Origin of the sequence: Burkholderia sp. F1, assembly GCF_050813845.1 — a bacterium.
Classification (GTDB): domain Bacteria; phylum Pseudomonadota; class Gammaproteobacteria; order Burkholderiales; family Burkholderiaceae; genus Burkholderia; species Burkholderia ubonensis.
Genome location: NZ_CP172422.1, coordinates 3,450,902 through 3,477,805, shown reverse-complemented (window position 1 = coordinate 3,477,805; position 26,904 = coordinate 3,450,902). Strand labels below are relative to the sequence as shown.

The window sequence follows — 26,904 nt, the reverse complement described above, 5'->3', positions numbered from 1 at the left end:
TCATCATCCAGAAAAAAGGCTATGAAATGACTATCAAGTTTATGGAAGGCGTACTCCGCGGAGAGCGTTTTGTGGGATTTGTCGAGTCAGGTGTGACACTGCCGAACGAGCTCTATCGAATCTCGTTGGCAAAACTGTGCGAAGCGACTGGCGGCACGGCTGACGCGGTCGTTGCAAAGGAGTATCTGTCGAAAAGCGTGTCGTCGGCGAAATTTTCGGATCAAGACATGATCGACTTTTCGCCGTTGCCGCCGCTCTTCCCCGACGCGGCCGGGGACGCGGTGGCCAGCGGATTCATGCAGACCCACAACGTCAAGATCGAATCCGCGCGCGATGACCATGGCGAGATTGTGTTGCCAAATTGGTTTGTCAAGGGGCTGGGGTCATCCGTGAAATTGTCCGGTCAACCACTGCGCGCACCTAAGCAGGCTCTGGCGTTGTGCGAAGAAGCTGAGGTCGTCCTCGTCTACCGCAGTAACGAAGATGGGCGGCCGGAATACTGTGGTTACACATTCGGGAACGACCTGACGGATATCGGCCGCTTCAAACGGAACCCGGGCCACCTCGCATATGCGAAGCTATGTGACGCTGCAGTTTCCAGTTGGTTTCATATCGCCCCGCCACCGCTAAGCGTACAGGGTGAAGTATCGATCGAGCGCGACGGCACGGTCGCTTGGAACGGGAGCTTCAAGACGGGGCTGAATGCTCTCGGCTACCGCTTGACGGATATGGTCGATCATTTGTTTTCCTACTCGACGCTGAGCCATCCAGGGCGAATTCATTATGTATTCATTGGTGCCGATCGGAGCAGCTTTCATGCTGGCTTCAGCATCAAGGAAGGCGATCGAATTGTTCTGAATTTCGCAAGCCACGACGTTGTTATTTCGAATCAGGTTCAGTTTGCCTAGTTGTCATCGAGGTAGCAGTATGTCGGAGAAGCCGGACAGAGGTTCGACCGGCTTTCGTCTGGTTGCCTTCGGTGGGAGGCGATCGAGATTCTGCCAGCGGGGCTCGCATTTGTTTCACCGTTGATTGGCAGGCGCGCGCTTGTTGAACTATTCGACCACCCTGATTTTTATTACATCGCGTGAAGTAGCGCTTTTTCACAAGTAGAAAGGAAGCAACATGCTCGAAGAGCAATACATCAGGAATGCTTTCCCTGACATAGCGGCAGTGCCGGTACCTCTGCTGACCTCACTGTCGCTCCCGCTGGACCAGGCGGTATCGGGATTGCTCGACACTATGCTGCTCGAGGAACAAGCGGAATCGCACCCGGAATGGGAGGAAGTCTTCCTGCAGCGTGTACGCGATACGCTCGAGCGTGCGTTTATCGAGCGCGACACGGACGCTGCAAATGCAGTTCATCGAACGTTGTTCCTGCTGTATGAACTACACGTTGTAGACGGCACGTCGCCACGTGCCGCCAATCAGTTCAATCCATCGCTGACGCGTGTACGTCGGTGTATCGAGCGGGCGTGGCTCGACAATGAAATGCGTCGCGTCGGCGATGAATGCCCGGCGCATCTCGACGGCTCAGCACTTACGCAAAGGCTCAAGCGCTTGTGGGCACAACATCCGGTCGCTTCGCACCCGTTGTTCGATTATCTGGAAAGGAGCGCGTCGCTCGAGCAGATCGTCGCATTCTTCAAGAGTGACAGTGCGCTCAATATTCGCTTTTTCGATCTGCTGGTGTATTCAATGATCGGATCGCGTGAAGGAGTGCGACGCGAGTTGGCGCAGAATTTCTGGGACGAATCGGGACGCGGCGACGCCGCGCGCAGCCATGTGACGCTATTCCGGAGCTTGCTCAGCACGGTTGGAGCGAGTAGCGCGCCCGACGACCATGTCAGCGAACTTGGGTGGCAAGGATTGGCAGGTTACAACCTGTTCATGCTGTCGAGCGTGAATCGGCAGCATTACTTCAAGCTGCTAGGCATTATGGCAATGACCGAATTGCTTGACCCGTCACAGTACGAAAAGTTGGCGCGCGGGTGCCGGCGTGTCGGGCTAGGTCGTGGCGCTGAGCTTGACTACTACAACGAGCACGTGACGATTGACGTGATTCATGGGGAAGGATGGCTGTCAAACGTCATTGTTCCAATCGTCGACGAAACGCCGACCGTGGCGAAGGACATCCTGGTGGGCGCGTCGCTGAGAATGGCCACCTGCAATGACTATTACGATGCGCTGCTGGCCCGGTTGATCGAAATGGGGCAACAACAGGAGGGCGAGCAGGCTTCGATGGCTGCCTGATACGTGTCATAGCATGGCGACGGGGGCTTGGACCGCGTGCAGCAGACACTCCGTTGCTTGCCATGCTTCGTTGGCGGCATTGGTCTTGTCGCCGATCACGGCGGCTAGTGTCGCGCCGTCGAGCAACATGACGACTTGGCGAGCCGTCGATTCGATCGACGTTGCGGGTACAAGATCACGCAACAGGTTCTGGATGAAGAGACGGAGCTGAACTTTCTGTTTGGTCGAGATGCGAATAATCTCGCATGGTTCGGCGTGAAACTCCGAGAGTGCACTGGTGAACATGCAGCCCCCAAAGTCGCGTGCATTGAACCAGCGATCGTGCCAGGAAAACACTTCCCTTAACCGTTCAATCGGTGTGTTCCGGCTAGCAACTGCACTGGCCATCGAACCCAGTGCACTGTGCGCGCGCTGAGTCAGAACCTCGGAGATCAAATCGTTCTTGGTCGAGAAGTATCGGAATAGCGTCATCTTCGCCACTCCTGCTTCTTCGATGATTCTGTCGATCCCGACGGCGTGGTAGCCGTATTGCGTAAATAATCGTGTCGCCGTATCGACGATCGCCTGACGTTTTGAACTTGTGGCCATGCGATGCTTTCCCCAACCTGATCGTCTCACGATTATAGCGGCGCGAGACCATCCGATGGGGCGTGGGTTCTGACTATCCCAAGCAGTTGAGTGGTGTTGTTATCGGACCGCTTACGGTAGGCCTTCAGCCCCTTCGTCGAACCGAAACATGTCAGCCTCCCGAACATCTGGATCACCGTAGGCAAGTCGTCGACAATCGCCTCGCCAAGGTCAAATTCGACTCCACTCGACAGGCGAACATGTAACGAGAGCACCACCAACGACCTGTTCGGTGGCAGTACAGGGAAAACGACGGGCACGGTCGATGACGCGGGGCCGACAGGGGAAAATGCCCGCCGTTCACTCACCGGAACACGACGTGATGAGCCTTGGATGTCGATCGGTACGCCGTCCGTCACCATCGGGGCCGGTCCCGTTGGTGTTTGCAACGTATGCTGCTGATGGTGCGAGTGACGCTGACCCAAGAAATAGTCCGGTTCAAAAGTAGAGAAATTCGGCATGATGTGTCCAAGCGGACACGAAGGCCATGCCATGAAGACGAGCAAGTTTACGGAAGAGCAGATCGCATTTGCACTGAAGCAAGCGGAGCTGGGCACGAAGGTCGACGAGATCTGCCGCAAGCTCGGAATAAGCGAGGCGACCTTCTACAACTGGAAGAAGAAATTCGGAGGGTTGGGGCCTTCTGAGTTACGCCGATTGCGCCAGCTCGAAGAGGAAAACGCGAAGCTGAAGCGGCTCGTGGCGGACCTGAGCCTGGACAAGGCCATGCTGCAGGACGTACTCGCAAAAAAGCTCTGAAGCCTGCCCGTCGGCGCATGTTGATCGATGAATTGCGCGATCGCTATCGAACGAGTCTGACGAAGACCTGCGCGTTGTTTGGCATGTCTCGTTCGGTGTATCGGTATCAGTCAGTCGCGCGCGATTCTTCGGCGCTGCTAATGCGTATCAAGGAGATCACCGCCACGCGCGTGCACTACGGGTATCGACGCGTTCACGTGGTCCTGCGACGGGAAGGCTGGCGAGACAATTGCAAGCGGGTCTACAGGCTGTATCGTGAGGAAGGCCTGTCGCTGCGGCATAAGCGGCCACGACGCAACAAGTCGGCTCGGCTGCGACAGCCCAAGCATCTCGTGACCACGATCAACGAGATCTGGAGCATGGACTTCGTTGCAGACGCGCTGTTCGACGGGAGACGTCTTCGGACACTGACGGTCGTCGACAACTACACACGGGAATGCCTGGCGATCGAGGTCGGACAAAGTCTGAAGGGGGAGCATGTGGTCGAAGCGCTGACGCGTATCACCGCCATGCGCGGGCATCCTGCCACGATCAAGGTCGACAATGGCAGCGAGTTCATCTCGAAGGCCATGGATCGCTGGGCGTATGAACATGGCGTTGAACTGGATTTCAGCCGACCGGGCACGCCCATGGACAATGCCAAGGTCGAAAGCTTCAACGGGCGCTTCCGGCAGGAATGCCTGAACGCGCATTGGTTCTTGTCATTGGCCGACGCGCAGAGCAAAATCGACGACTGGCGCACGTACTATAACGGAGCCTATCCGATCTTTTGTGTGTGAGGCATAAACTGATGGCCAAGGAGCCACTTTATGCCACGCAAACGCAAGGAAGAAGTGACGATTGAACCGGGCAAGGGCTTGAACCTTGACCCGGAACTGATCAAGCAACTGGTGCCCGGGACGCTGGACCGGGCGACGATCAACGAGCAGCTTGCCGCGCTCAAGAAGGCGATCTTCGAACGCGCACTGGGCGGTGAGTTGACCCACCACTTGGGCTACGAGAAGGGCGAAGTCAAGCCGGCTGGCAGCACGAATCACCGCACGGTCACGTCGCTCGACAGGCGCGCAGCGATAGCGCGCGCTGCCAGGTCCAGCAGAAAGCCCAGTACGCCGATCACGAGTATGACGGCCGTCAGTTCCGAATACGCCAGCCGGTCACGCGTGTCGAGAATCAGATAGCCGAGTCCCGCGCTCACGCCGAGCATTTCCGCCGGGACCAGCACGATCCACAAGATGCCGATGGCGAGGCGCACGCCGGTGAGCACATGCGCAGCGATGCCCGGCACGTAGATGTGCCACAGCATTTCCGCGCGCGTGGCGGCAAGACTTTCGCCAAGCTGGATCCAGCGCCGGTCGAGATGCGCGACGCCCGATGCCGTGCTCATCACGAGTGGCCAGACGGCGGCGAACCCGAGCAGAAAATACACCGCACGATCGCCGACGCCGAGCGACATCACCGCAAGCGGCATCCACGAAAGCGGCGAGATCATACGGAGAAACTGCAGCGTCGGCGAGAGCGTCCGTTCGAGCCAGCGCAGACGACCGAGCGCGAATCCCAACGGCACGCCGACCACGAGCGCCCACCCAAGCCCGACAGCGATGCGCTTGAGACTGGTCGCCACATGCACGAGCAACTGATCTTCGGCTACGAGCGAGGGCAGGGCTTCAAAGGCCCGTTGCGGGGCGAACTGCGCGGCCATCGCATTGTGGCCCGCGAGCAGCGTGACGGCGAGCCACCAGAGCGCCAATGCGGCCGCCAACCCCGCGCCCCCCAGCACGACGCTGCGCCAATGCGTGGACGCAGGCGCACGGCGCCGCGCGGACGACGACGTTTCCCGGACAAGCACGCTAGACAACGATCGTCTCCTTGCGCGTATAACCCGTATCGAGACCGAACGCCGCCAAGCCCCCCAATGCGTCCATGCTCTTCTTCACGAAGCGGTCATCGACCAGATCGCTTGCGACCCGTTTCGGATCGAGCGACGCGAGGAACTGGCTCGCGCCTTCCACTTGTGTCGTTTTCAGCCGGCGCACGAGTTCTTCCGTGTAGCTCGGATACGGATACGGCTGAAAGTCGATGCGCTTCGAGCCCCAGTTCGCGTGCTGGATCGCCCGATCGCCGAGATAGCGCCCCTGATCGGCGGCTTGCGGCGCGAGCACGCGTGCGAGCAGTTGCGATGCATGCGGCGTGTAGCGATTCGGGCCTTCTTTCGACAGCAGTTTTGCCGCCTCTTGCGGATTGGCGCGCGTCCACAGTTGCGCGTTGACGATCGCGTCGACGACCTTCTGCGACCATGCCGCGCGTTGCGTCAGGTCCTGCTCGTGCATGAAGATCACGCAGCATGCGTGGTTGCGCCACACGTCGCCCGTGAAGCGGAGAATCTTGCCGACGTTCAGTTGCTCGGCCGCCGCATTGAACGGCTCGGCGACGATATATCCCGCGATCTTTTTCGAGGCCAGCGCGGGCGGCATGTCGGACGGCGCCATCACGATCAGGTTGACTTCCTTCGGCCCCGGCGAGCCCGAATGCTTGAGCACGGGCGTCAGACCTTGCGCGCGCAGCATGTCCTGCAGCACGACGTTGTGAATCGAATACCAGAACGGTACGGCAACCGTCTTGCCGCCGAGGTTTGCCACGGTGTTCACGTCGGGCGAAACCGTCAATGCCGATCCATTCACGTGATTCCATGCGACGACCTTCGCGGGCGCCTTGCTGCCGTAGCGCGCCCACACGGTCATCGGCGACAGCAGATGCACGACGTTGACCTGTCCCGAGAGGAAGGCCTCGACGAGTTGCGCCCAGCTTCGCAAGAGCGTCGGCTTCTCCGCCTGAATGCCGGCCGCATCGAAATAGCCGTTGTTGTGAGCCACGAGCAGCGGCGCCGCATCGGTGATCGGCAGATAGCCGATGCGCACGGGCGCATTCGGATCGGCTGCCGCGCGCGCATCGAACGATTTCAGAAGCGGCGCCGCACCCGCGGCGGTAAAGAGCGACGCGAGCTTGAGCCATTCGCGTCGTGACATAGGTACGTTGCACATGAAGATTCCCCGCTTGTGTCTGCCGGATTCAAGCCGCCTCTGATATCGAGTTCTGCAGCGCTTGAAGAATGGATATGCGCAGCTCGCCGAGCGAGCGCACCTGCGTGTGCCGCGGCTGCGGAAGTTCGACTGCCCAGCGTCCGACCAGCGTGCCGCGATTGCCGAGCAGCACGATCTGATCGGCGACGAGCAGCGCTTCGTCGATGTCGTGAGTGACAAAGAGCGCTGACGCGCCCGTGTTTCGCACCGCGGCGATCAGAAGCTGCTGCATGTCGGCGCGGGTCACTTCGTCGAGCGCGCCGAACGGTTCGTCGAGCAGCAGGGCGCGCGGCTCCCGGGCCAGACAGCGCGCCAGTGCCGCGCGCTGCGCCATCCCGCCTGAAAGCTGCGAGGGCAGCGAGTGTCGCGCATGTTCGAGCCCGACAGCGGCCAGGGCGTTCGTCACGCGTTCCTTGCGGCGCGCGCGCGTCAATCGAGGTTGACGCGCGAAGCTCAGTCCGAACCCCACGTTGCGTTCGACCGTGAGCCACGGCAGCAGACACGGGTCCTGAAACGCGAGTGCGACTTCGGGGCGTGGTCCGTCGACCGTCTCGCCGTCGACGCGAATCGTGCCGGATGTGGTTCGCGTCAGACCGGCGATGGCCCGCAATAGCGATGACTTGCCGCAACCGCTCGGCCCGAGCAACGCAACGAGTTCACCGGGAGCGACCGACAGGTCGACGCCGTTCAGCACGCCGCGCGATGCATACCGCAGCGTGACGTCGCTCGCGACGATATGCGCGCCTTGCGTCATGCCGCCGCCGTTCGTCGATGCCGCGCGAGCTGCGTTTTCAACTGGACGAGGCTCGGTGTAACGATGGGGATGAACGAAGCCTCGCGCACGCGTCGTGCACCGCCGCTCTGGCCGCGCAGATAGCCGCGCCCCCCCGTGACCTGTACTTCGAGCGAGACCGCGTGCGTGACGGTATCGACGAGCGCGATGCGCAGTTCGAACATCGCCGCAGGCGAGTTGAAGAACGTGCCGTCGAGCACGCCTCGCTTCAGTTGCGCTGCCTGATCGGCGAGCTTCGTCTCGAGTTCGCGAATCTCCGCGCCGATCGATTCGCGCGACGCCTCGCTCGCCTCCAGCGTAGCCAGCAATGCACGTCGCGCGAGTCCGATCGACATCCCGCATTGCAGGCCGAGAAATGCCGGGCGCAAGCGTGCAAGCCAGGCCGGTGCGTTGGTCGCGAGGCGATACGTTTCGGCGAGGACGGTGTTGCTCACACGCAGCGCGGCCGTATTGCTCGCGCGCAGGCCGATCAGGTCGAGATCTTCGCTGCGCTCGACGCCTGGCGCGTCGTGCGGTATAGCGAAGATGGAGGGCGGCGAGCCGTCGTCGTGATCGAACGCAGCCGCGGCGATGAACCCTTCACGCCGCAGGTTCGTGATCCACGGCAGGCTGCCGTTCAGCACGAACGCGGTTCCCCTGCATGCCGCATGCATCTGCAAGGGCTCGATGTCGGACAGATACTTCATCGCGTTCGAAAGACCCGTGGCTCCCGCGATCTCGCCGTTGAGCAGTGGCGCCAGCCAGCGTGCGCGTAGCGCCTCGTTGTCGCTTTGCAACACGTATTCGATGAAGGTGCGATGTCCCCACAGCACGAAGGCTGCTGTCAACGAGCGTTGCGCGACGGCGGCCACCGTGTCGATCGCGTCCGCGATCGTGCCGCCCGTGCCGCCCAACGCTTCCGGCACGCCGACGGCGACCGCGCGCGCGCGCACCAGCTGCGGCAGGACATCTGTCGCGCGGGACGGGTCGACGTCGAGTGCCTCGGCGTTCGCGTCGAGCCAGGCGTCGAGCGCCTCGAAGCTCACCGGCGCGTTCATGCCGCCCGCGCCTTCGGCTCCCAGCGATACGCTTCGAGCTGCGGATTCAACGCGTTGCGCGCCAGGTTGTTCGCGAAGTTGCAAAGCGTTGCGAGGCTGACGCCGAGAATCACTTCGAGCGCGCCGGCGTCGCTGTAACCGGCGGATTTGAACGCCGCGAGCGCTTCGTCGGACACGGCGCCGCGCGTCGCGATCACTTCGCGTGTGAAGGTGGCGACGGCATTCAGGCGCACATCGGACAGCGCGCCCTGGGCGCGGATTTCATCGACGAGTGCTTCGGGCAATTGCGCCTTCTTCAGCGCGACAGCCGTATGACCCGCGACGCAGAAACCGCAGCCGTGAATCGCGGCGGCGGTGATCTGCACGACTTCGCGCTCGGCCAGCGTGAGACCGCTGCGCGAATTGATTTCGCCGACGGTCAGGTACGTTTCGATCGCAACCGGTGCATTGGCGAGTGCAGCGACCAGATTGGGCAAAAAACCATTGGCGGCTTGCGACTTCTGGAGAAAAGGACGGCTGGCTTCAGGCGCGCTTTCGATGGTTTGGAGCGGCAGACGACTCATGGCATTCTCGATCGGAAAGCCATCATTGTTGTTGGCGTCGGTCGAGCCGGCAATGCGCCGCCGTCTCGCTTTCATGCGCGTTTGTCTCAAGTCAATGTACGGGTGTTGCGCCGATGCTTTCCGGCTCGCGGCGGCATGTGCCCGGCGGCAGGCCGGTGACGCGTTTGAATGCCTGTGCAAAGGCGGATTCCGACTGATAACCGACATGCTCCGCGGTGCTGAGCGTCGATGCCCCGTGTCGCAACATTTCCGCCGCGACCTTCATGCGCAGCAGCGCCAGGAACTGGGCGGGGGGCTGTCCGCATGCTTGCGCAAACTGCTTGCAGAAACGCGCGCGGGACATGTGGCAAAACGCCGCCATCGTGTGCGTGGTCCAGTCGTCGCCGGGTTTCTCGATGATCGCGCTGACGAGTGGCGTAAATTCGGCGCGACGCATGACTGACCACAGGCCAGGCGCAAAATCGTCGTCGCTCGCGACCGCACGCAACGCGTAGAAAAACAGCGCATCCGTCAGACGGTTGACGAGCGGCGACGGCGCGTCTTGCGCACGCGCCGCTTCGGCGCGGATCAGATCGAACAGTGTGCGCGCGCCTGCCATCTTCACGTCGTTGTGCCGCGCGACGATGTGATCGGACAGAAGACTCGTGATCGCATCGCCGAGAGCGGAACGGAATTCAAAGAAACCGCACGCCAGTGCGACGCCATCTTGTGACGGGTCGTGCGCGGCGAGCGGCGTCATTGCGCCGATACGCACGGTGTATTCGTCATCGGACGGGGCGTTCGAGTCGGGCGTGAGGCAATGCGCCATGTCGTGCATCAGGAATACCGCATCGCCCGCGACGAGGCGCGTGCTTTGCGCAGCACGGCCGTTCCTGGCGGGCAGGTGCAGCCAGCATGCGCCTTCCAGCACGAGATGGAAGCTCGCTTGCTGATGACCGGCCGTCGATGCACGATATACGCCGCAATACCGACCCACGTGGAAGAGGGTGCTGCGCAGTTCGAGTCCGGAGAGCAGCCAGTCGGCAGCCTGTTCGGCGGAGGTCGGCATGATGGGCGAAAGCAGCGAAGCCATTGGGAAGTCGACTGCGGACGTTGATCCTAGCGTCGTACCGTTGCGTCGTAAAACAACCGATCGTGGAAAGCATATATGTTCGCGGCATATGTGCTCCCTGGTCGTTGGTGTCGACAGGTCGGTGCTTTTGCTCTACGTCGCGCCGATTTCGAACAGACGGTGTGTTTCATCGCGCTCGTCTCAGAAGAGATGTCCAAGTCCTTGATTTATCTAGGGCGCCAATGACAACATTTCTGAGAGCCCACATCAGGGGTGCCCAAGCGATCAAGGACGATTACGATCGGATCGATTGATCTGTGCTACTGCGACAAAGCCTCCTGCTCAGGTGGGTCATCGCGGAATTGCGTAGGTGATATGCCGGTCCATCGCTTGAATGCGCGGGCGAAATTGCTGGTGCTGGTGAATCCGAGCAAGAAAGCGATTTCGGTTACGGAGCCTGTTCGCTGCCGGATGTAATTGCAAGCCAGTTCCCGGCGCGTGTCGTCCATGATCTGCAGGAAATTGGTGCCGCGCTGCGCCAACCGCACCTGCAAAGTAGCCGGGCTCACGCATAGCGCTTCGGCTACCTTCTCCCTGCTGCAGTCGCCGGAGGGCAGCAATTCGATGATCTTCTGCGTGACGCCGGTCACCACGTCGCTCTTGTCCAGCCGTGCCAGATATTGATTCGCGATGTGGTCGTTGACTTGCGCCAATTCCGGGCAGGCTCCGCCGAGCGGCTGCATCAGCTCATGCCTGTCGAAAGTCAGCGTCGTGGCCTGATTCGAAAAACTGACCGGTGCTCGCGTCAACGCGCGGTACGGCTCGTCGCCTTCGCGCGGCATTGAACGATGGAATTCCACAGACAGCGGGTTGAACCCCGGTTTGTACAACATGCGCATCGTTTGCACCAGGAAACCGACGAATGCGTCTTCAGTTTCGCCGCAGACCTCGATCTTGAAATCGGTGGCGCGCAGGGCGATTGTGTCGCCTTCTTCAATGACACGAACGGTTGCCGCCTGCGACACCAGCCGGAAGTACTGCTCCAGCCGGCGACAGAAGTCGAGCAGCGTGCTGCTGGCGGCGAGCGCATAGCCGAGCGCATGCAAATTGGAGATATGGATGTGCCGGGCGACCGACAAGCCGAAATACGGATTGTTGGTGGCCGCCACGCAGGCACGGTATAGCCTGGACAGGGTGGCGACAGGCAGCCGGACCATAGGGCCGTTCACCATATGGGGTTGCACGCCGACGGAGCGAAAAATGCGCTCGCTGTCCATTCCGCTGGCCTGCAGAGTCTTGGCGATTGCCGTGCAGTACCCCCCAATGGTCGTCGCTTCTTGCGCTGCGACGAGGGATGGTTGGCGGTCGGATTTCAAGGCTCGGCGATGTCGACAGACGGTGATGCCGTCGATTCTACACTGCCGCTGAATCGCTCAAGGCGCGCTCACGGCGGCCGCCCTTCGTCCGTGCTGGAATGACAGCCGTCCTTCCACTCGTCCCGCTCACCGGCGCGTTCCACAAATGACCGCCGCGGATCGCTTTGCGGAATGTACTTTTCGTTCCAAAGAGCCGCGCGGTCATTTCTCCCTGCCTATGATCGGTTCCTATCGCGGGCAGGTCTGTGCCTCTCCGCCACGACAACATTCCCAGATAACCCGGAGACATCATGACCGAAGAGGCATTGCTGTTCGAAACAACTGGCGCGGTTGCGCGCTTGACGCTGAATCGCCCCAAGGCGATGAACGCGATGAATATGGCGCTGCTGGCCGAACTCGACCGCCGGCTTGCGCAGATCGCCGCCGACGATGACATTCGCGTGCTGGTCTTGACCGGCGCCGGCCCCGCATTCTGCGCCGGCGCGGACTTGAAGGAGGTGCTGGCCAGTCAGAAGGCGGAGGCCGGCGAAGCCGATTTCCTCGACTGCGCCAGCGCAACGCTTGCGCGCCTGCGCAATTTCCCCAAACCGCTGATCGCCGCACTGAACGGCGTCACCATGGCCGGTGGCCTGGAACTGGCCATGTGCGCCGACATCGTCATCGCTGCGGAAAGCGCTGCCATCGGGGACGCCCATGCCAACTTCGGCGTCTATCCCGGCGCCGGCGGCGCAGCGGTCTTGCCGCGCCTGATTCCTCAGAACATCGCCATGTATCTGCTGTTGACCGGCAAGACGCTTTCGGCGGCTGAGATGAAGGCTTACGGTTTCGTATCTGAAGTGCATCCCGATGGCGAACTGGCCGAGGCTGCGATGAAGCTGGCCGGCCAGATTGCCGGAAAGAGTCCCATCGTGTTGCGGCGCATGAAGGAAGTCGCGCGCGCCTCTGCCGACAAGAGCCGGGACGACGCCTTGCTGCACGAGCAAGTCATGTTGCGTCGTCATCTGCGCAGCTTCGACCTGCAGGAGGGCTTGCAGGCATTTGCCGAAAAGCGCGCGCCGCGATTCCAGGGCCGTTGAGCCCGCCCAGTTTCTTCATCCTGCCTATCTCATTCCTCTGTCGGGAATTATATGAACACTATTTATGTTGCCGGTGTCGGCATGACGCCGTTCGGACGCCTGCTTGATCGCAGCGTGTACGACATGGTCGGCGAGGCCGTCGCCCTGGCATTGAAAGACGCCGGCGCGGAGGCCGCCGACATCGGTTCGGCATTCTATGCGACGCTGACCAATGGTCAGTTCCAGGGGCAGACCGCGATTCCCGGGCCGATCGCCATGCGTCGACTCGGCATCGCAGGCATTCCGGTGTTCACCGTCGAAAACGCCTGTGCCGCCGGCTCTTCGGCATTCAACCTGGCTGTGCAGGCGCTGCGGGCCGGGACCTGCGACGTCGCGCTGGCCGTCGGCGCCGAAAAGATGAACATCGCCGACAAGGCCAAGATGTTTGCTGCGTTCGATGGCGGCTGGGACGTCTCGACCGTCGAGGAAAACAAGAAGACGCTGCTGGCATTGGGTGAAGGCGTCGAGCCCCCGCCCGGCACGATGTCCGATCGCCCTTACAGCGTGTTCATGGATGTCTACGCGGCCATCGCTCGCAACCATATGAAGCGCTATGGCACCACGCAGCGCCAGATCGCCGCGGTCGCGGCCAAGAACCACCAGCACTCGGTACATAACCCGCTGGCGCAATTCCAGCAGCCGATGACGATCGAAGAGGTGCTGGCATCGCCGCCGATCACCTACCCGCTGACGACGACCATGTGCTCGCCGATCAGCGACGGCGCCGCCGCCGCCGTGCTTTGCACCGCCGCCGGCCTGAAGCGCCTGCAGGGCGATGCCGGCCGCGCAGTGCGCGTGCTGGCCAGCGTCATTCAGACCGGCATGACGCGCAGTATCGACGAGCCGCACAAGATCATCGCCCACCTGGCGGCGAAGAAAGCCTACGAACAAGCCGGCGTCACGCCGCAGGACGTCGACGTTGCCGAAGTGCACGATGCCTCGGCGATCGGCGAGATCCTCAACGCCGAATCGCTGATGCTGGTGCCCTTCGGCGAAGGCGGCCCCGCGGCCGAACGCGGCGACTTTACGGTCGGCGGACGCATCCCGATCAACCCGTCCGGGGGGCTCGAATCGAAAGGCCATCCGATCGGCGCGACCGGTCTCGGGCAGATTCACGAACTGGTGACGCAGTTGCGCGGCGAAGCCGGACAGCGCCAGGTTCGAGACGCACGCATCGCAATCCAGGAAAACGGCGGCGGCCTGTACGGCATCGAAGAGGCCGTGGTCGGCGTCAACATCCTGGGAAAACAATAAGGAGGCCGATATGGGACACGTATTCCGCACCGAAGAGCAGCAGGCTGCCGTCGATGGACTGAAACGCTTCCTCGACGCCGAGATCGATCCGGTCTTCAGCAAGCAATACCGCGACAAGTTCGTGCCACGCGACAAGATGGCCGACATCATGCGCCGGCTGACGGAATTCGGGCTGGTGTCGGGCATCGCGAGCGAAGCCAACGGCGGCATGGGCCTGGATTGGCTGACGTCGCTGATGCTGTTCGAGGAGGTGGCGACCACCTCGGCCGACCTGTCGGTGCCGGTGTTGATCAACTCGTTTGGCGTCGTGCTGCTCGAGAAGGTCGCGCCCCCGCATTTGCGTGAACGCTACCTTCCCGGCCTGTTGAGCGGAGACAGTTTCGTCTCGATGGGCATTTCGGAACCCGACGTCGGCTCCAACGTGCTGGAGATCAGGACGCGCGCGCGCCGCGATGGCGACCATTTCATCATCAACGGCGAAAAGACCTGGATCAGCAATGGCGAGTATTCGGACTTCCTGATCTGTACCTGCCGAACCAGCGATGACCCGCGCAAGGGGCTCACGCATTTCCTGCTCGACCGCAAGGAACATCCCTACGAAGTACGCGGCATCCACAAGATCGGCTTCAACAGCCAGTCCACCGCGCAGATCTTCCTGACCGATGTGCGCGTGCCGGCCTCCAACATGATCGGCAACGAAGGCGAGGGACTGCGCAATACGCTCTCGCTGTTCGAACGATCGCGCGTATTCGTCGCCGCCCAAGGATTGGGCATCGCCCGCCGCGCGCTTGAAGAAGCGGTTCGTTATGCCAAGGAGCGCCGTCAGCACGGCAAGGTCATCGCGGGCCACCAGTTGATCGCGGCCATGCTGGCTGAGATGGCAACCAACGTGGACGCTGCGCGCCTCTTGACCTACCGCGCGGCGTCGATGATCGAAGCCGGCGTGCCGGCCGAGATGGAAGCGGCGATGGCCAAGTATTTCGCCTGCGAGGCGGCCGTGAAAATCGCCCGCGACGCCGTGCAGATCCACGGGGGCAACGGCGTCACGACCGAGTTCCTCGTCGAGAAGCTCGCGCGCGAAGCGATCATCGCGCCGATTCCGGAAGGCACGACTCAGATTCAGCAACTCATTATCGGCCGCGCCTTGACCGGCGTGCCGGCGTTCTAGAAGGCTAAGCGGAGTCTAGCGTGGTCATGCATGGCGACGAAACCGGTATGAGTAGTACGGCAAGGCGTCGCCACGACCTCACGGTAGTTGCGCAGCATTCTCTAAACCATTGCCACAGGAAACATCATGCATATTGAAGGAAAAGTCGTTGTCATTACCGGCGGTGCTTCGGGTCTCGGCCTCGCCACGGCGCGCTATCTGGTACAGGAAAAAGGCGCGCGCGTCGCCATCTTCGATCTGAACGCCGAGGCCGGCGCCAAGGCGGTCGAGGAGGTTGGCGCCGAACACGCGATGTTCGTGCAAACCGACGTCGCCAGCGAGGAATCGGTGCAGAACGCGGTGGCCGCCGTGACTGCCCGCTTCGGCACGGTTCACGTCTGCATCAATTGCGCGGCGCTGCCCACGCCGTGCAAGGTGCTGGGCAAGGAAGGCAAGGCCACGCCGCTGGCCAAATTCGCGCAGGTGACGGCGGTCAACGTCAACGGCGTGTTCAACGTCATGTCGAAATGCGCCGAGCAGATGGTCAGGAACGAACCGGAAGCCGGCGAGGAGCGCGGCGTGGTCATCAACATCTCGTCGGGTGCCGCGTACGAGGCGCAGATCGGTCAAGTCGCCTATGCCGCCTCCAAGGCGGCGCTGCTCGGCATGAACATGCCGGCGGCGCGGGAGCTCGGTGACGTCGGCATCCGTGTCAACGCCATCGCGCCCGGCCTGTTCCTGACGCCGATGGTGCAGACGCTCGACGAAAAGATCGTCGCTGCATTGAAGACGCAGATCGAAGCCCCGAGGCGCCTTGGCGACATGCGCGAGTTCGCGCACTGCTGCGCTTTCATCATCGAAAACGCCTACCTCAACGCGCACACGATCCGCCTGGACGCAGCGTCACGCCTGCGCGCGCGCTGAACGCGCCGCACCGGCGACAGGGCCGCCCTTCCTCTCAAGAAAGAGGGAGGGCAAAAGAACAGAGGAGACACATCCGTGAAGATGAACTTTTGCCGCATCATGCGCCTGATGACGCTGCGCTTTCGCGACCGGCAAGCGATCGTCAATGTGGAGCGCGGCCGCGGTTACAGCTACCACGAATACCACCTGCTGACCAACCGCATCGCCGATGCGCTGCGCAATGCGCTCGGGGTCGGCAAAGGCGACACGTTCCTGCTCATCCTGGAAAACGACAGCCTGAGCCTGATGATGCTGCCGACCGTCCTCAAGCAGGAGGGCACGGTGGTCATGACCAACCTGCGCGACGCGCCGGAAGAGCATGCGCGCCAGATCGAACTGGTCAAGCCGAAGGTCGTATTCATTGAAACGCGCCTGCTCGATGGCTACTACGCCATGCTGCGTGCGGCCGGCTGCGAGATCGTCGTCATGGACGATCCAACGGCGGAACAGGCGGCGCGCCCCGGCGTGCACGCGTTCTGGAGCCTGGTCGACGCCGCCTCCGAACTCGATGCCGACGTGGAGCTGGACGACGACGAGCACATCTTCATGTTGCGCTTCACCGGCGGCACGACCGGCCAGGGCAAATGCGCGATGTACTCGATCGACAATCTGATGGCTTGCCGCGACGGCGGTTTCAGCAACCCGGACTTCGGCTTCAACGACCGCACGCGCATGTTGCACGTGGCGCCGCTCTCGCATGGCACGATGGTCGCATTCATTCCGACTTTCTATGCCGGCGGCGCCAACCTGACGCTCAATCAGCTCGATCTCGAGCAATGGCGGCAAACGGTCGAACAGCAGCGCGTGACACATTCGTTCCTGGTGCCGACCGTGCTGTACCGTCTGCTCGAACTACAGCGCGCCAACCCACGCGATTTCTCTTCGCTGAACACCCTGATCTACGGCGCCGCACCGATGAGTCCCGCCAAGCTCGAAGAACTGATCGCGTGCTTCGGCCCCATCTTCGCGCAGGTCTATGCCGCCACCGAAGTCCCGATGCTCGTGTCGACGCTCGACAAGGCCGAGCACGAGATCGGTCAGAAGACCGAGGGTGGCTTCGATCGCCTGTCTTCGGCAGGCCGGCCGACGCCGGGCGTCGAAGTTTACGTGACCGATGAGCGGGGCAAACCGCTGCCAATAGGCCAATTCGGCGAAATCCGCATCCGCAGCCGAGCCGTCATCAAGGGGTATTACAACAATCCGGAAACGACGGCCGCCGAGTTTGCCGACGGAGCCTGGAAATCGGGCGACCTCGGCTACCTCGACGAGGACGGCTACCTGCACATCGTCGACCGTCTGAAAGACATGATCATCAGCGGCGGCTTCAACGTCTATGCGATCGAAGTCGAAGCGGCGCTGGCCTCCCATCCGGCCGTCATGATGTGCGCCGTGGTCGGCATTCCCCATCCCGAGTGGGGCGAGGCCGTGCATGCGGAAGTGCTGCTGCGTCCCGGCGCGTCGGTCGAGGCCGACGAACTTATCGCGCACGCCAAGGAAAAGCTCGGCAGCTACAAGGCGCCGAAGTCGCTGGTGTTCGTCGAGCAATTGCCGACCTCGGTGGTCGGCAAGGTGCTGCGGCGCGTGGTCAAGGATAGGTACTGGCAAAACATGAAGCGCAGGGTCAGCTAGACAGTTCCATTTGACATGTAAACAGGAGTCGACCCATGGCCATACCATCCGCCCTCGACAAGAACCTCGAATTGCCGGTGATCGTCGCGCCGATGTTTCTGGTTTCAGGACCGGAACTCGTGCTGGCGGCCTGCAGGGCCGGTGTGATCGGATCGCTGCCGGCATTGAATCATCGCACCACCGAAGGCTATTCGGACTGGCTGGATACGATCAACGCGGGGCTGGGGCCGAACGACGCGCCCTATGCCGTCAATCTCATCGTTCACAAGACGAACCCCAGGTTGGCCGCCGACCTCGAGGTCACGATCCGTCACCGGGTGCCGCTGGTCATCACGTCGCTTGGCGCGGCGCGCGACGTCGTCGACCGGATTCACGGATACGGCGGGCTGGTCTTTCACGACGTCATCAATCTGGATCACGCAAGGAAAGCGGCGGCCGCCGGGGTCGACGGCCTGATCCTGGTCACAGCCGGCGCGGGCGGCCATGCCGGCGACAAGAATCCGTTCGCGTTGCTGAACGAAGTGCGGGCGTTTTTTAAAGGCGCCATCATTCTGTCCGGCTGTCTCTCGACGGGAACGGACGTCGCCGCGGCGACCATGATGCAAGCCGACTTTGCCTACATCGGGACCCGGTTCATCAATACCAAAGAGAGCCTTGCGCCTGCGGAATACAAGCAAATGATCATCGACAGCCATGCTGCCGATATCACTTACACACCGGCCATCTCGGGTATTCCTGCGAATTTTTTGAACGCTTCCCTGATCTCCTGCGGTTTCGATCCCGGAAATCTTCCAGGCCGCGCGACTGTCAGTGTCGAAAAAGAATTGGCCGAACTCGGAGCCCAGCCGTGGAAGCAAGTATGGTCGGCGGGCCAGGGCGTCGGGGCCATCAAGGATGTTCTGCCAATGTCCGAGCTGATTTCACGCATGAAATCGGAGTTCGATGAGGCTGTATCCAATTTCATCGCGCGCTTTTCCTGCGCTTCGGAGCGGGAATGACGCATCGAATGCATTTGGCATCCGCCACACCTTCTGATTCCCTCCTTCATCACACCCGGAGTATTCGATGAAAAGTATTCAGGCACGCGCGTTGGCGATTGCCGCATTGATTGTGGCCGCGTCCGGCAACGCATGGTCGCAGCCGGGCCAGGCGGCCAGTGCACCTGCCGGTATGCCGGCTGCATCCGCTGCGGAACGCCCAGCGGCTCCCGTCAGCACAAGGAAAGCCAATCACGCGCTGCGCCGGCAGGTATATGCCGCGATCGGCAAGCACAAGGAGATCAGCGCCGGCAATATCAGCATCGTCGCAAGAGGTGGTGCTGTGACGCTGAACGGCACGGTCACGGACGCTTCGCAGGTCAATGCGGTTGCGGAGATCGTGAAGGGTGTTCCGGGGGTGACCTCCGTGACCAACAAGCTGATCGTGCAAAAGCCGTTTGGCGGTGAGTAAACGGCTCGCACATCGGGGGAAGTAAGCGCGAGCGTGCAAGCGTTGCGGGTTCTGGTGTCGGTGTTGAGATCGCGAGGCCGTCTTGTTGCCTCGGGAGCCCTCGACGCACGCAGTTGGCGTTGAGGCGAAGCATCCGACGTGTTCAGTAGGTACAGCGGTCGCAACAGGCCGCCTTAAAGCAAAAAAATCGGAGACGCAATGAAACTGAAATGGATAGCTGCAGCCGTTTTGGCGGCAACAGGTAGTGCGGTACACGCACAGTCGTCAGTGACGCTGTACGGTGTCATCGATTCCGGGATGTTGTATCAAAGCACGTCGGCGGCCTCGTTGAGCCCGACGGCGCCGAACCGCGGCAAGGTCTATCGCTACAAGGATGGCGGTATCTATGCGAGCGCCTGGGGACTCAAGGGATCAGAGGACATCGGTGGCGGGTATCACGTCAATTTCAAACTGCAAGGCGAGTTCGACAGCGGCACCGGCAGGTTCAACCTGGCCGATACGCCGGGCGTGGCGGCACAGTTCAACCAGATCGCGACCGTAGGCGTGTCTGGACCGTTCGGTACACTGAACTTCGGTCGCCAGATCGTGCCGATTGCCTATGCAATGGCCGAGACCGACGTACGGGGGGCTCACTATTTCGGCAGCACGCTGACTGCGTGGCTCGGCATGAACCAGGCTGCCGGCTGGCAGGGCATCAGCACCAATGCGCCAATCGGCGCGTTGTACGACAGCAATGCGATTGTCTATGAATCGCCAAAGTTCGCTGGCCTGTCCGCGGCACTCGAGTATGCACCCGGAGGGGTGCCGGGCAGCTTCCAGGGAGGTACGCGGGAGTCCGCCGTATTGAAATACTCGAACTATGGCCTTCGTCTTGCGCTTGGCTACTACATTGGCCACGACACGAACCCCGGCCCGACGACGGTGCCCACCGGACTTGCCAATAACCGCCTTCTCTACGTGGGTGCGCTATACACGTACCGTGCATTCTCGGTTTCCGCATCGTATTCGAACGGCAGGAATCCGGCGCATTCTGGCCTGGTCAACCTCGACCTGTATTCGGCCGGCCTCGGCTACCAGTTCTCGCCTGCCTTCAAGGTGACCAGTGGCGTGTACTACCTGAAGGACCGCAACAACTCGGCCAACAAGTCGATCGAAGTTGCCGCCGGCGCGGAGTACAGCCTGTCGAAAGCGACGCTCGTCTACGGCCAGGTGGGGCACGTGAACAACCGGGGAACGATGACCCAGCCAATCACGTTTGGCCAGCCCGTGGCGCCGGGCATGAGCACGACAGCGGCCATGCTGGGCATCCGTCACGCTTTCTAGCGACTGCCTCATCGCCAGGTTCGACGAATGGGTGCACCGTGACATGGGACCGATTCACGGGATTGACTTCGATTGGGCGCTGCCTGCATGAGGGGGGATGGGCGGCACGATGCCGCCTGGAATGAAAGGGCCGCCTTGTTAAAGGAGGGCCCTGTCACGAACCAGATCTCTCGCGTCGGTCCGGGTGTGCTTCTCGGTGCGACCTGCGTGGCGCGCACGCGCTAATCCGCCGCGTCGCCCCGTAGCAGCTTGGCCCGGTAAAACGTTGGCGACGTGCCCGTCCAGCGCTTGAAGGCGCGCGCGAAATTGCTCGTGTCGGTGAAGCCGAGCAGGAAGGTGATTTCGGTCACCGACAGGCTGCGCTGCGCGAGGTAGCCCAGCGCCAGCTCGCGGCGCGTCTCGCTGAGCAGGTCCTGGAAGCTCGTGCCGCGCTGCGCGAGCTTCAGTTGCAGCGTCGCCTGACTCATGCACAGCTCCTGCGCGAGCTTGCGGCGCGTGCAGTCGCCCGCGGGCAGCATCTTGATGATCTTTGCGCGCACGCGCGCAGTCAGGTCCGCGTGGTCCAGCCTGGCAAGGTATTCGGTGGCGATCTTGTCATTGTACTGAGCGAGCTCGGCGCAGGCGCCCGACAATGGATCTTCCACCGCCGCAGCCGAGAAGATGAGCGCGGATTCGTTATGACCGAAAGTCGGCGCCACGCCGAAGGCTTGGGTGTACGGCTTCGGCCCCTCGCTCGGACAGGCGTGGTGCAGCTCCACGCGCAGTGGCGAAAAATCCTGCCGGTACAACAGGCGCATGAAGCGCAGCAGGAACGCGGTGAAGGCGTCTTCGGTCTCGCCGCACAGGTTCGTCTGGTGGCCAAAGCGCAGTGCAACCTCCTGCGCGTTGCGCTCGACACGCACTGCGGCCGACTGCGAGACGATCGCGAAGTAGCGCTCCAGCCGCAGGCAAAAGTCCAGCAGGGTGCGACTGGCCATCAGCGCATAGCCGACCGCGTGGATGTTCGACGCGTGGATGAAGCGCCCGACGGTCAGGCCGAAGTACGGGTCATGTGTGACCTCGACGCAGGCTCGGTAGAGCGCGGTGACCTGGGTCGACGAAAGGCGCTGCAAAGGGTCGTTGCTCACGGTTTCCGTGAGCCCGACCGCGCGCAGCACACGGCGCGCGTCCACGCCGTTGTGCTCGAGCGCGCGCGCAATCGCCAGCGCGTAGCCGGCGATGACGCTCGGCTGATCGGGGGCGACGACGGGGGAAGGCATAAAAGGAGGGGCTTGCATGCTTCGGGAAAGCTTAGGCGTGCGCCGCAGCGCCGTCCAGAGGGAAATCCCGGATGCTGCGCGGACCGGCGAATTGGCTCGACGGACCAGTGTGCGCACGACGCTCTGCCTAGTATCGAACCACGTTGCATGACGTCCCCCTTTACACCATGCATGACGATCCCCTGGGGACGCACCGGGCGCGCCGAACGGCGTCGGTGCGGTCTCTCTGCTCTGTCCTCCCGAGTCCGGCTACGTAAGTGGTGAAGCCACACTCCGGACGGGGGGCTCATGGGAATTTGACTCCCTCGATCGACGCCATGGCACTTCTGTACCCATTCGACCCCCCTTTGCCGCGCCACACAGTCGAGGTCGCCACCGGTGTGCGCTGGATCCGGCTGTCGATGCCGTTCAAGCTCGATCACATCAACGTATGGGCCATCGACACCCCCGACGGCTGGGTGCTGGTGGACACCGGCCTGAACTCCCCTGACACCGTGGTCGACTGGTTGGCGCTAATGGCGCAGGGGCCACTGGCACGGCCGCTCCAAGGGGTGTACGCCACGCACATGCACCCGGATCACATCGGCCTGGCAGGCTGGTTCACGCGTCGCGCAGGCATACCGCTGCACATGAGCCGCCTCGAATACCTGTCCTGCCGGGTCGTGCATGCCGACACGAACCGCGAGGCCCCCCGCGACGGGGTGCTGTTTCATCGGCGCGCGGGGTGGTCGGAGTCCGCCATCGAGGGCTATCGCAGCCGCTTCGGCAGCTTCGGCAAGCATATTCACGCGCTGCCCGAGAGCTATCAGCGACTGCAGGACGGCCATCAGGTTCGGCTGGGCGAGCACGACTGGCGGATCATCACAACCGGTGGTCACTCGCCCGAGCATGTTTGCCTGTACTGCCCCGATCTGAAGCTGCTGATCTCCGGCGATCAGGTGCTACCGAAGATTTCGTCGAATGTGTCGGTGTTCGCCAGCGAGCCGCAAGCCAATCCGCTGCAGGAGTGGTACGAGTCGCTCGGCAAGCTGATGAACGGCGTGCCCAATGATGTGCTTGTGCTGCCGTCTCACAACGAGCCCTTCTACGGTTTGCATGAACGCTTGGCGTCGCTCAAATCCGGACAGGACCGTGCCCTGGATCGACTGCGCCAATCGTTGGCGACCGGGCCCCAACGGATCGTCGACGCGTTTGCCCCTCTGTTCGGCCGTCCCATCGGGGAACAGGATGCGCAGCAACTGAGTCTTGCGACCGGCGAAGCCGTGGCCTGTATGAACTACCTCATTGCCAAGCGCGTTGTGAAGTGTGTGGTGGACGACAACAACGTCGCCTGGTATTCCCTGGAAGCTTGAAGCGGACGCATGCCACGTTGATGAGCCGCGAGATCTGCGCCAGTCTGGCGAGACATGCACCTTGAGCCTGAATGGCGACAGGGGCATGGCCTGCACCAGTTATTGGGCGGAAGGCATCCGCGATGGCGCATCGTTGACGTGCATTGCGCCATGTTGACGGCGCGGGCCCTGGGCAACGCAGATTCGTTTCAGGTCGTTTCGCGAGCGGCAATCAACCGCTCGAGCGCGGTGAACTGAACATCTTCCGCGCAGACAGGGCGCTACGGCGCTCAATTTTCGAATTATTGAATCGACCAACTGGTTGGTTGCTTTGTGAGTATTGATCGACCCCTTGCGTTCTCCCGTGTCGCCAGCGCCACGGCGATCCGGGGCCACACCTTCAGAAGGAGTCGTCGTCCTATGCCTCATCCCATTTCCTCTTTGGGCGCGGTTCACACCATTGTCAGCTTGGTGACGGTCGCCGCAGGTCTCTATAGCTTCGCCCGATATCAAAAGATCGATAGCACTACCCGGTCCGCCAGGATTTACTTGGCAGGGATGGTGGTATCGGTGTTCACATCGTTTGGTTTGTCCAGTACCGGCGGCTTCAATATTGGGCACGCACTCGGCATCCTGGCGCTGCTCGCAACATCGGGCGGGGTACTCGTCCCGCGAATCAAAGTCCTGGGGCGTGCGCGGCTGTACCTGTCCCAGGTCGCATTCACGTTCAGCTTCTTTCTGCTGTTGGTCCCCGGGATCAACGAGACGCTGACACGACTGCCGGTTGGTCATCCCCTCGCGAATGGCCCCGAATCCCCAATCGTGCGCGGATCACTCGCAGTGTGGCTAGGTGTTTTTGTGCTGGGATCGACGTTGCAGTTTTTTTGGCTTCGTTCGTGCCGCAGCCGGGCATGAATTTGCGGGGAGCGGCTTCGCTATCGTTTTGACGACTTCGGAAGTTCACTGGCGCGGCTTCCGATCGCATATTTCACAGGCCGCGAGCTCGATTTGCGCCGCTCTGTAAAGAATGGAGAGTCAATCTATCGATAGCCGATGGCCCCGGCGCAATGCCTGGTCATCAACGCAATATCTTTGCCGTCGTGTCCAGAGCGTTCAACCGTCATTTCACGACAGATGCTTGTGCAAGACTCTGACTGGCCTGGATTGGCCTTGCTTTGAGATTCGGCCTATTACCTACGGGGGAAACTTGTCACGCGTGTTGCGTATGGGAGTCCGCGTGTTTCGCGTGCTCGGCGCCGGCACGTATTTCCTGTTCCAGAAGCGATTTTGCGGCCTGCCACGCCCGCCTCGCAGACGCCGAATCGTTGAACGCTCTCGCTTCTACTGTCGCACCGTCCAGCAGCATCATGTAGACGGCCGCCAGCCGTTTTGCCGTTTCGGGCGAAACGAGATCCGCGAGCAGTTCGCCGATCCATTCGACCATCTTGCGGCGATAGCGGATCGCGACATCCGAGATGGGCGCATACTCCGTTCCGAATTCGGCCAATGCGCGCTCGAACAGGCAACCGGCGAATGCCGGCGTATTGAACCACGCTTCGTACCAGTCGAAGATCGTCTTGACCCGCTCGACCGGATCGACGACGTGCTGCAGTTGCGCGTCGATACTGCCTACGATCAGGTCGTAACGCTGGACCAGCACTTCCCGGATGAGTTCGTCCTTGCTCGGAAAGTGCCGGTATAGCGTCATTCGGGCGACGCGAGAATCGTCGATGATCCAGTCGACACCGACCGGATGAAAACCGTGCTTCGAGAACAGTTCGGTAGCTTTGTCTACCACCAACTGGCGTTTGCTGGCTCGCACGAACGGCTCCCTCCTTGATCCTTACGGCTGCCTGGATCGGGCATTTTAGCATCGTACCGCTCGGTCACATTTGGTCTCGCCACCGGCATTTCCGACCCGGCCGGCCCACTCGCGATACGTGTCCGCAAGTTGCCTTGACTATTGGATAGACCGATATGTATCATTTGAAAACAGAAAATGAAGATCGATGTCGTCTGCTTAAAAGAACCGGAACGTCAGCCGACGTTTCACCGCTCGACGGCGCCGCAGCGGGCGCCGTCGCGGGATTGAGCGAATGCCGTGGCGGAGCGGTTGTGCCCCCCTGTCTTCGCCGGCTTCAGACGTTGCAGTGGCATTGCAAGACGAAAAGAGAACCTGAGAGAGCCTTGGACTGCGTGCCGACGTTGGCGGATTGAATTCGCCACATCGCGGGCAACCGGGTGAGGCGAGCTCACGGGGCGGGATAGCTCGAAGAATTGCGGCGCAAATAAAACTCGAGGAGAGTGCCAATGCATCGCCGTTTACTCACACTGGGGCTGCTGTTGCTATTGGCCGCGTGCGCGCGGGATCCGTCCGCCACCAGCAACACGGTGCGGATCTGCGACGACGCAGGTTGTTCCGATCGCCCTAAAGATCAGGTCTCCTATCAAAAAAGGGGCGATTCGGAAGACCCGGAAGATCCGCGCATCGTATCGCTGATGCAAGCCGCGAGGACCCAGCCGAAGGCCGCCTACGACCTCGGCCTGCGTTATTTCCGCGGCGACGGCGTGCGCCAGGACAGCTACCAGGCACTCAAGTGGATGCGCGACGCCGCCGAGCGCGGCGACCTGCAGGCGCAGAAGGCGCTCGGCAGCTTCTACCTGTTCGGCCTCGAGGAAATGGGCTCCGATCCGCGCGAAGCGGACAAGTGGCTGTCGATCGCGGCGGGCCGCGGCGACAAGGAGTCGAAGAAACTGCTCGAGCTCGCGCGCAAGGCCAGGAAGGAAGACGAAGAAGACTGGAAATGGCGCACGCAATGGCGTGACGTCTATTACGGCTACTGGTATTCGGGCTATCCGTATTACGGCGTCTGGAATCAGACGTACTGGCACGGCTATTGACCGGAGCCGGAAGCATCGGGGGCAGCCGCTGGGAGACCACCATCGCGCGCCTTGCCGGGGGGCTTATCGAAGTTCGCACGGACGCGTAAGCCGGACATCGACTCTTGAAATCGATAACGACATGAAGACCATCCTTTCCCATCGTCTCACCCAAGGTGCGCTGGTCGCAGCGCTTTGTGCGTCCTTCGCGGGCTGCGGCGGCATCGTATCGCCGGGTGGCCAGAACGCCGGCGTGACCGGCGCGGCCGCGGGCGGCGCGAGCGCCGGTGCCGACTCGACGCTCCAGCGCTGCGCGTCGCCGCTCGGCACGATCGCGGTCGACGACGGCCGCAATGCCGACTGGTGGGGGCCGTTCGGCAGCGCGACCAAGATGACGACCATCGATCCGCTGCTGCGCCTGGCCGTCCAGCAATCGAACTGCTTCGTGATCACGTCGATCGGCAACCAGAAGAGCGACGCCCGGCTGTCGCGCATCACGCAGCTCCAGCGCAACTCCGGCGAGTACCGCGCCGGCTCGAAGCAGCAGCAGGGCCAGCGTGTCGCAGCCGACTACTACATGGAGCCGCAGATCGTCATCAACGATTCGCCGATCGGCGGCATCGGCAGCATGATCGGCGGACTGATCGGCAACGGCGCGGTGACGGCGGTGGCAGGCCACCTGCAGACGAAGGCATCGGTCGTCACGCTGACGCTGTTCGACGTGCGCTCGGCCGTGCAGATCGCGGCGTCGGAAGGCAGTTCGACGGCGACCAACTACGGCGCGGCGCTGGGCGGCTTCGGCGGCGGCGTGGGCGGCGCGCTTGCCGGTTTCTCGTCGACGCCGGAAGGCAAGGCGACCGTCGTCGCGTTCATCGACGCGTACAACAAGATGGTCGTCGCACTGCGCAGCTACAAGGCGCAGGACGTCAAGGGCGGCCTCGGCCGCGGCGGTCAGTTGCGGGTCAACTGATCGCTTCACCGATATCCATCCGGTTCGGGGGCGCCGTGCATCATCGCG

General features: G+C 61.9%; 25 protein-coding genes and 2 pseudogenes. 16 read left to right on the top strand and 11 right to left on the bottom strand.

Annotated features, from left to right (window positions below; translation table 11 throughout):
- Positions 1-26 precede the first annotated feature (26 nt).
- Entirely contained in the window at positions 27-908 is an 882-nt protein-coding gene (locus ACFIMZ_RS34200; RefSeq protein WP_431823825.1) for an FAH family protein, read from the top strand.
- Positions 909-1,125: 217 nt separating this feature from the next.
- Positions 1,126-2,253 (top strand): iron-containing redox enzyme family protein, encoded by a 1,128-nt coding sequence (locus tag ACFIMZ_RS34195; protein ID WP_431823824.1) that lies wholly within the window; start codon positions 1,126-1,128, stop codon positions 2,251-2,253.
- A gap of 6 nt (positions 2,254-2,259) precedes the next feature.
- Here ACFIMZ_RS34195 and ACFIMZ_RS34190 read toward each other — a convergent pair whose 3' ends face one another.
- Complete coding sequence (locus tag ACFIMZ_RS34190) at positions 2,260-2,841, bottom strand: TetR/AcrR family transcriptional regulator (RefSeq protein ID WP_431823823.1); 582 nt, start codon at positions 2,839-2,841, stop codon at positions 2,260-2,262.
- A 32-nt stretch (positions 2,842-2,873) separates the two neighbouring features.
- A complete protein-coding gene (locus tag ACFIMZ_RS34185) occupies positions 2,874-3,341 on the bottom strand; it encodes a hypothetical protein (protein WP_431823822.1) in 468 nt (155 codons plus the stop codon).
- 31 nt (positions 3,342-3,372) lie between these two features.
- Here ACFIMZ_RS34185 and ACFIMZ_RS34180 point away from each other — a divergent pair.
- Both ACFIMZ_RS34180 and ACFIMZ_RS34175 read left to right on the top strand, forming a co-directional pair.
- Positions 3,373-4,403: pseudogene (locus tag ACFIMZ_RS34180) on the top strand (IS3 family transposase); the annotation flags it as partial.
- Positions 4,404-4,472: 69 nt separating this feature from the next.
- A pseudogene (locus ACFIMZ_RS34175) lies at positions 4,473-4,706 on the top strand (IS256 family transposase); the annotation flags it as partial.
- Here the strand turns inward: ACFIMZ_RS34175 and ACFIMZ_RS34170 are convergent.
- The 7 genes from ACFIMZ_RS34170 to ACFIMZ_RS34140 all read right to left on the bottom strand — a co-directional run bounded on the left by ACFIMZ_RS34170 (position 4,673) and on the right by ACFIMZ_RS34140 (position 11,536).
- Positions 4,673-5,494 carry an ABC transporter permease gene (locus ACFIMZ_RS34170; RefSeq protein WP_431823821.1) on the bottom strand — a complete coding sequence of 274 codons (822 nt, stop codon included), beginning with the start codon at positions 5,492-5,494 and terminating at the stop codon, positions 4,673-4,675. The pseudogene ACFIMZ_RS34175 and the gene ACFIMZ_RS34170 overlap by 34 nt on opposite strands.
- Positions 5,487-6,677 (bottom strand): ABC transporter substrate-binding protein, encoded by a 1,191-nt coding sequence (locus tag ACFIMZ_RS34165; RefSeq protein ID WP_431823820.1) that lies wholly within the window; start codon positions 6,675-6,677, stop codon positions 5,487-5,489. Before ACFIMZ_RS34165 ends, ACFIMZ_RS34170 begins: the two co-directional genes overlap by 8 nt.
- Positions 6,678-6,705: 28 nt before the next feature.
- Positions 6,706-7,470, bottom strand: coding sequence for an ABC transporter ATP-binding protein (locus ACFIMZ_RS34160; RefSeq protein WP_431823819.1), 765 nt, complete (start codon positions 7,468-7,470; stop codon positions 6,706-6,708).
- The gene (locus ACFIMZ_RS34155) at positions 7,467-8,546 is read right to left on the bottom strand and encodes an acyl-CoA dehydrogenase family protein (RefSeq protein WP_431823818.1); all 1,080 of its coding nucleotides are present in this window, start codon (positions 8,544-8,546) and stop codon (positions 7,467-7,469) included. Before ACFIMZ_RS34155 ends, ACFIMZ_RS34160 begins: the two co-directional genes overlap by 4 nt.
- On the bottom strand, positions 8,543-9,109 hold the full coding sequence (locus ACFIMZ_RS34150) for a carboxymuconolactone decarboxylase family protein (protein WP_431825442.1): 567 nt from the start codon (positions 9,107-9,109) through the stop codon (positions 8,543-8,545). The genes ACFIMZ_RS34155 and ACFIMZ_RS34150 overlap by 4 nt, the downstream gene beginning before the upstream one ends.
- Positions 9,110-9,200: 91 nt before the next feature.
- Complete coding sequence (locus tag ACFIMZ_RS34145) at positions 9,201-10,181, bottom strand: AraC family transcriptional regulator (protein WP_431823817.1); 981 nt, start codon at positions 10,179-10,181, stop codon at positions 9,201-9,203.
- A gap of 299 nt (positions 10,182-10,480) precedes the next feature.
- Positions 10,481-11,536, bottom strand: coding sequence for an AraC family transcriptional regulator (locus ACFIMZ_RS34140; protein WP_431823816.1), 1,056 nt, complete (start codon positions 11,534-11,536; stop codon positions 10,481-10,483).
- 290 nt (positions 11,537-11,826) lie between these two features.
- Between ACFIMZ_RS34140 and ACFIMZ_RS34135 the strand changes: the two genes are divergently transcribed.
- From ACFIMZ_RS34135 to ACFIMZ_RS34100, 8 genes are all read left to right on the top strand, one after another.
- Positions 11,827-12,612 carry an enoyl-CoA hydratase/isomerase family protein gene (locus ACFIMZ_RS34135; RefSeq protein WP_431823815.1) on the top strand — a complete coding sequence of 262 codons (786 nt, stop codon included), beginning with the start codon at positions 11,827-11,829 and terminating at the stop codon, positions 12,610-12,612.
- A gap of 51 nt (positions 12,613-12,663) precedes the next feature.
- Complete coding sequence (locus ACFIMZ_RS34130; protein ID WP_431823814.1) at positions 12,664-13,905, top strand: thiolase family protein; 1,242 nt, start codon at positions 12,664-12,666, stop codon at positions 13,903-13,905.
- A gap of 10 nt (positions 13,906-13,915) precedes the next feature.
- Entirely contained in the window at positions 13,916-15,073 is a 1,158-nt protein-coding gene (locus ACFIMZ_RS34125; RefSeq protein ID WP_431823813.1) for an acyl-CoA dehydrogenase family protein, read from the top strand.
- A 126-nt stretch (positions 15,074-15,199) separates the two neighbouring features.
- Positions 15,200-15,976, top strand: a complete 777-nt coding sequence (locus ACFIMZ_RS34120) for an SDR family NAD(P)-dependent oxidoreductase (RefSeq protein ID WP_431823812.1) — start codon at positions 15,200-15,202, stop codon at positions 15,974-15,976.
- 81 nt (positions 15,977-16,057) lie between these two features.
- Positions 16,058-17,644: a class I adenylate-forming enzyme family protein gene (locus ACFIMZ_RS34115; protein WP_431825441.1), complete on the top strand. Its 1,587-nt coding sequence runs from the start codon at positions 16,058-16,060 to the stop codon at positions 17,642-17,644.
- A gap of 35 nt (positions 17,645-17,679) precedes the next feature.
- Complete coding sequence (locus ACFIMZ_RS34110) at positions 17,680-18,642, top strand: NAD(P)H-dependent flavin oxidoreductase (RefSeq protein WP_431823811.1); 963 nt, start codon at positions 17,680-17,682, stop codon at positions 18,640-18,642.
- Positions 18,643-18,709: 67 nt separating this feature from the next.
- Entirely contained in the window at positions 18,710-19,093 is a 384-nt protein-coding gene (locus ACFIMZ_RS34105; RefSeq protein WP_431823810.1) for a BON domain-containing protein, read from the top strand.
- A 198-nt stretch (positions 19,094-19,291) separates the two neighbouring features.
- Positions 19,292-20,416 carry a porin gene (locus ACFIMZ_RS34100; RefSeq protein ID WP_431823809.1) on the top strand — a complete coding sequence of 375 codons (1,125 nt, stop codon included), beginning with the start codon at positions 19,292-19,294 and terminating at the stop codon, positions 20,414-20,416.
- Positions 20,417-20,637: 221 nt separating this feature from the next.
- Here the strand turns inward: ACFIMZ_RS34100 and ACFIMZ_RS34095 are convergent, their stop codons facing one another.
- Positions 20,638-21,792 carry an AraC family transcriptional regulator gene (locus ACFIMZ_RS34095; RefSeq protein ID WP_431823808.1) on the bottom strand — a complete coding sequence of 385 codons (1,155 nt, stop codon included), beginning with the start codon at positions 21,790-21,792 and terminating at the stop codon, positions 20,638-20,640.
- A gap of 200 nt (positions 21,793-21,992) precedes the next feature.
- On the opposite strand from ACFIMZ_RS34095, the gene ACFIMZ_RS34090 reads away from it, so the two are divergent.
- Positions 21,993-23,027: an MBL fold metallo-hydrolase gene (locus tag ACFIMZ_RS34090; RefSeq protein WP_431823807.1), complete on the top strand. Its 1,035-nt coding sequence runs from the start codon at positions 21,993-21,995 to the stop codon at positions 23,025-23,027.
- Between the two features lie 399 nt (positions 23,028-23,426).
- Positions 23,427-23,921, top strand: coding sequence for a hypothetical protein (locus tag ACFIMZ_RS34085; RefSeq protein ID WP_431823806.1), 495 nt, complete (start codon positions 23,427-23,429; stop codon positions 23,919-23,921).
- A 295-nt stretch (positions 23,922-24,216) separates the two neighbouring features.
- Here ACFIMZ_RS34085 and ACFIMZ_RS34080 read toward each other — a convergent pair whose 3' ends face one another.
- The gene (locus tag ACFIMZ_RS34080; protein WP_431823805.1) at positions 24,217-24,828 is read right to left on the bottom strand and encodes a TetR/AcrR family transcriptional regulator; all 612 of its coding nucleotides are present in this window, start codon (positions 24,826-24,828) and stop codon (positions 24,217-24,219) included.
- A gap of 488 nt (positions 24,829-25,316) precedes the next feature.
- On the opposite strand from ACFIMZ_RS34080, the gene ACFIMZ_RS34075 reads away from it, so the two are divergent.
- Positions 25,317-25,907 carry a tetratricopeptide repeat protein gene (locus ACFIMZ_RS34075; RefSeq protein ID WP_431823804.1) on the top strand — a complete coding sequence of 197 codons (591 nt, stop codon included), beginning with the start codon at positions 25,317-25,319 and terminating at the stop codon, positions 25,905-25,907.
- Between the two features lie 121 nt (positions 25,908-26,028).
- The gene (locus ACFIMZ_RS34070) at positions 26,029-26,856 is read left to right on the top strand and encodes a hypothetical protein (RefSeq protein ID WP_431823803.1); all 828 of its coding nucleotides are present in this window, start codon (positions 26,029-26,031) and stop codon (positions 26,854-26,856) included.
- Positions 26,857-26,904 lie beyond the last annotated feature (48 nt).

Coding starts and splice junctions, on each gene's coding strand:
- ACFIMZ_RS34100 (WP_431823809.1), top strand. CDS start 19,292: ATGAAACTGAAATGGATAGCTGCAGCCGTTTTGGCGGCAACAGGTAGT.
- ACFIMZ_RS34185 (WP_431823822.1), bottom strand. CDS start 3,341: ATGCCGAATTTCTCTACTTTTGAACCGGACTATTTCTTGGGTCAGCGT.
- ACFIMZ_RS34165 (WP_431823820.1), bottom strand. CDS start 6,677: ATGTGCAACGTACCTATGTCACGACGCGAATGGCTCAAGCTCGCGTCG.
- ACFIMZ_RS34075 (WP_431823804.1), top strand. CDS start 25,317: ATGCATCGCCGTTTACTCACACTGGGGCTGCTGTTGCTATTGGCCGCG.
- ACFIMZ_RS34190 (WP_431823823.1), bottom strand. CDS start 2,841: ATGGCCACAAGTTCAAAACGTCAGGCGATCGTCGATACGGCGACACGA.
- ACFIMZ_RS34085 (WP_431823806.1), top strand. CDS start 23,427: ATGCCTCATCCCATTTCCTCTTTGGGCGCGGTTCACACCATTGTCAGC.
- ACFIMZ_RS34120 (WP_431823812.1), top strand. CDS start 15,200: ATGCATATTGAAGGAAAAGTCGTTGTCATTACCGGCGGTGCTTCGGGT.
- ACFIMZ_RS34105 (WP_431823810.1), top strand. CDS start 18,710: ATGAAAAGTATTCAGGCACGCGCGTTGGCGATTGCCGCATTGATTGTG.
- ACFIMZ_RS34115 (WP_431825441.1), top strand. CDS start 16,058: ATGAACTTTTGCCGCATCATGCGCCTGATGACGCTGCGCTTTCGCGAC.
- ACFIMZ_RS34130 (WP_431823814.1), top strand. CDS start 12,664: ATGAACACTATTTATGTTGCCGGTGTCGGCATGACGCCGTTCGGACGC.
- ACFIMZ_RS34150 (WP_431825442.1), bottom strand. CDS start 9,109: ATGAGTCGTCTGCCGCTCCAAACCATCGAAAGCGCGCCTGAAGCCAGC.
- ACFIMZ_RS34135 (WP_431823815.1), top strand. CDS start 11,827: ATGACCGAAGAGGCATTGCTGTTCGAAACAACTGGCGCGGTTGCGCGC.
- ACFIMZ_RS34195 (WP_431823824.1), top strand. CDS start 1,126: ATGCTCGAAGAGCAATACATCAGGAATGCTTTCCCTGACATAGCGGCA.
- ACFIMZ_RS34160 (WP_431823819.1), bottom strand. CDS start 7,470: ATGACGCAAGGCGCGCATATCGTCGCGAGCGACGTCACGCTGCGGTAT.
- ACFIMZ_RS34200 (WP_431823825.1), top strand. CDS start 27: ATGACTATCAAGTTTATGGAAGGCGTACTCCGCGGAGAGCGTTTTGTG.
- ACFIMZ_RS34090 (WP_431823807.1), top strand. CDS start 21,993: ATGGCACTTCTGTACCCATTCGACCCCCCTTTGCCGCGCCACACAGTC.
- ACFIMZ_RS34145 (WP_431823817.1), bottom strand. CDS start 10,181: ATGGCTTCGCTGCTTTCGCCCATCATGCCGACCTCCGCCGAACAGGCT.
- ACFIMZ_RS34110 (WP_431823811.1), top strand. CDS start 17,680: ATGGCCATACCATCCGCCCTCGACAAGAACCTCGAATTGCCGGTGATC.
- ACFIMZ_RS34155 (WP_431823818.1), bottom strand. CDS start 8,546: ATGAACGCGCCGGTGAGCTTCGAGGCGCTCGACGCCTGGCTCGACGCG.
- ACFIMZ_RS34070 (WP_431823803.1), top strand. CDS start 26,029: ATGAAGACCATCCTTTCCCATCGTCTCACCCAAGGTGCGCTGGTCGCA.
- ACFIMZ_RS34125 (WP_431823813.1), top strand. CDS start 13,916: ATGGGACACGTATTCCGCACCGAAGAGCAGCAGGCTGCCGTCGATGGA.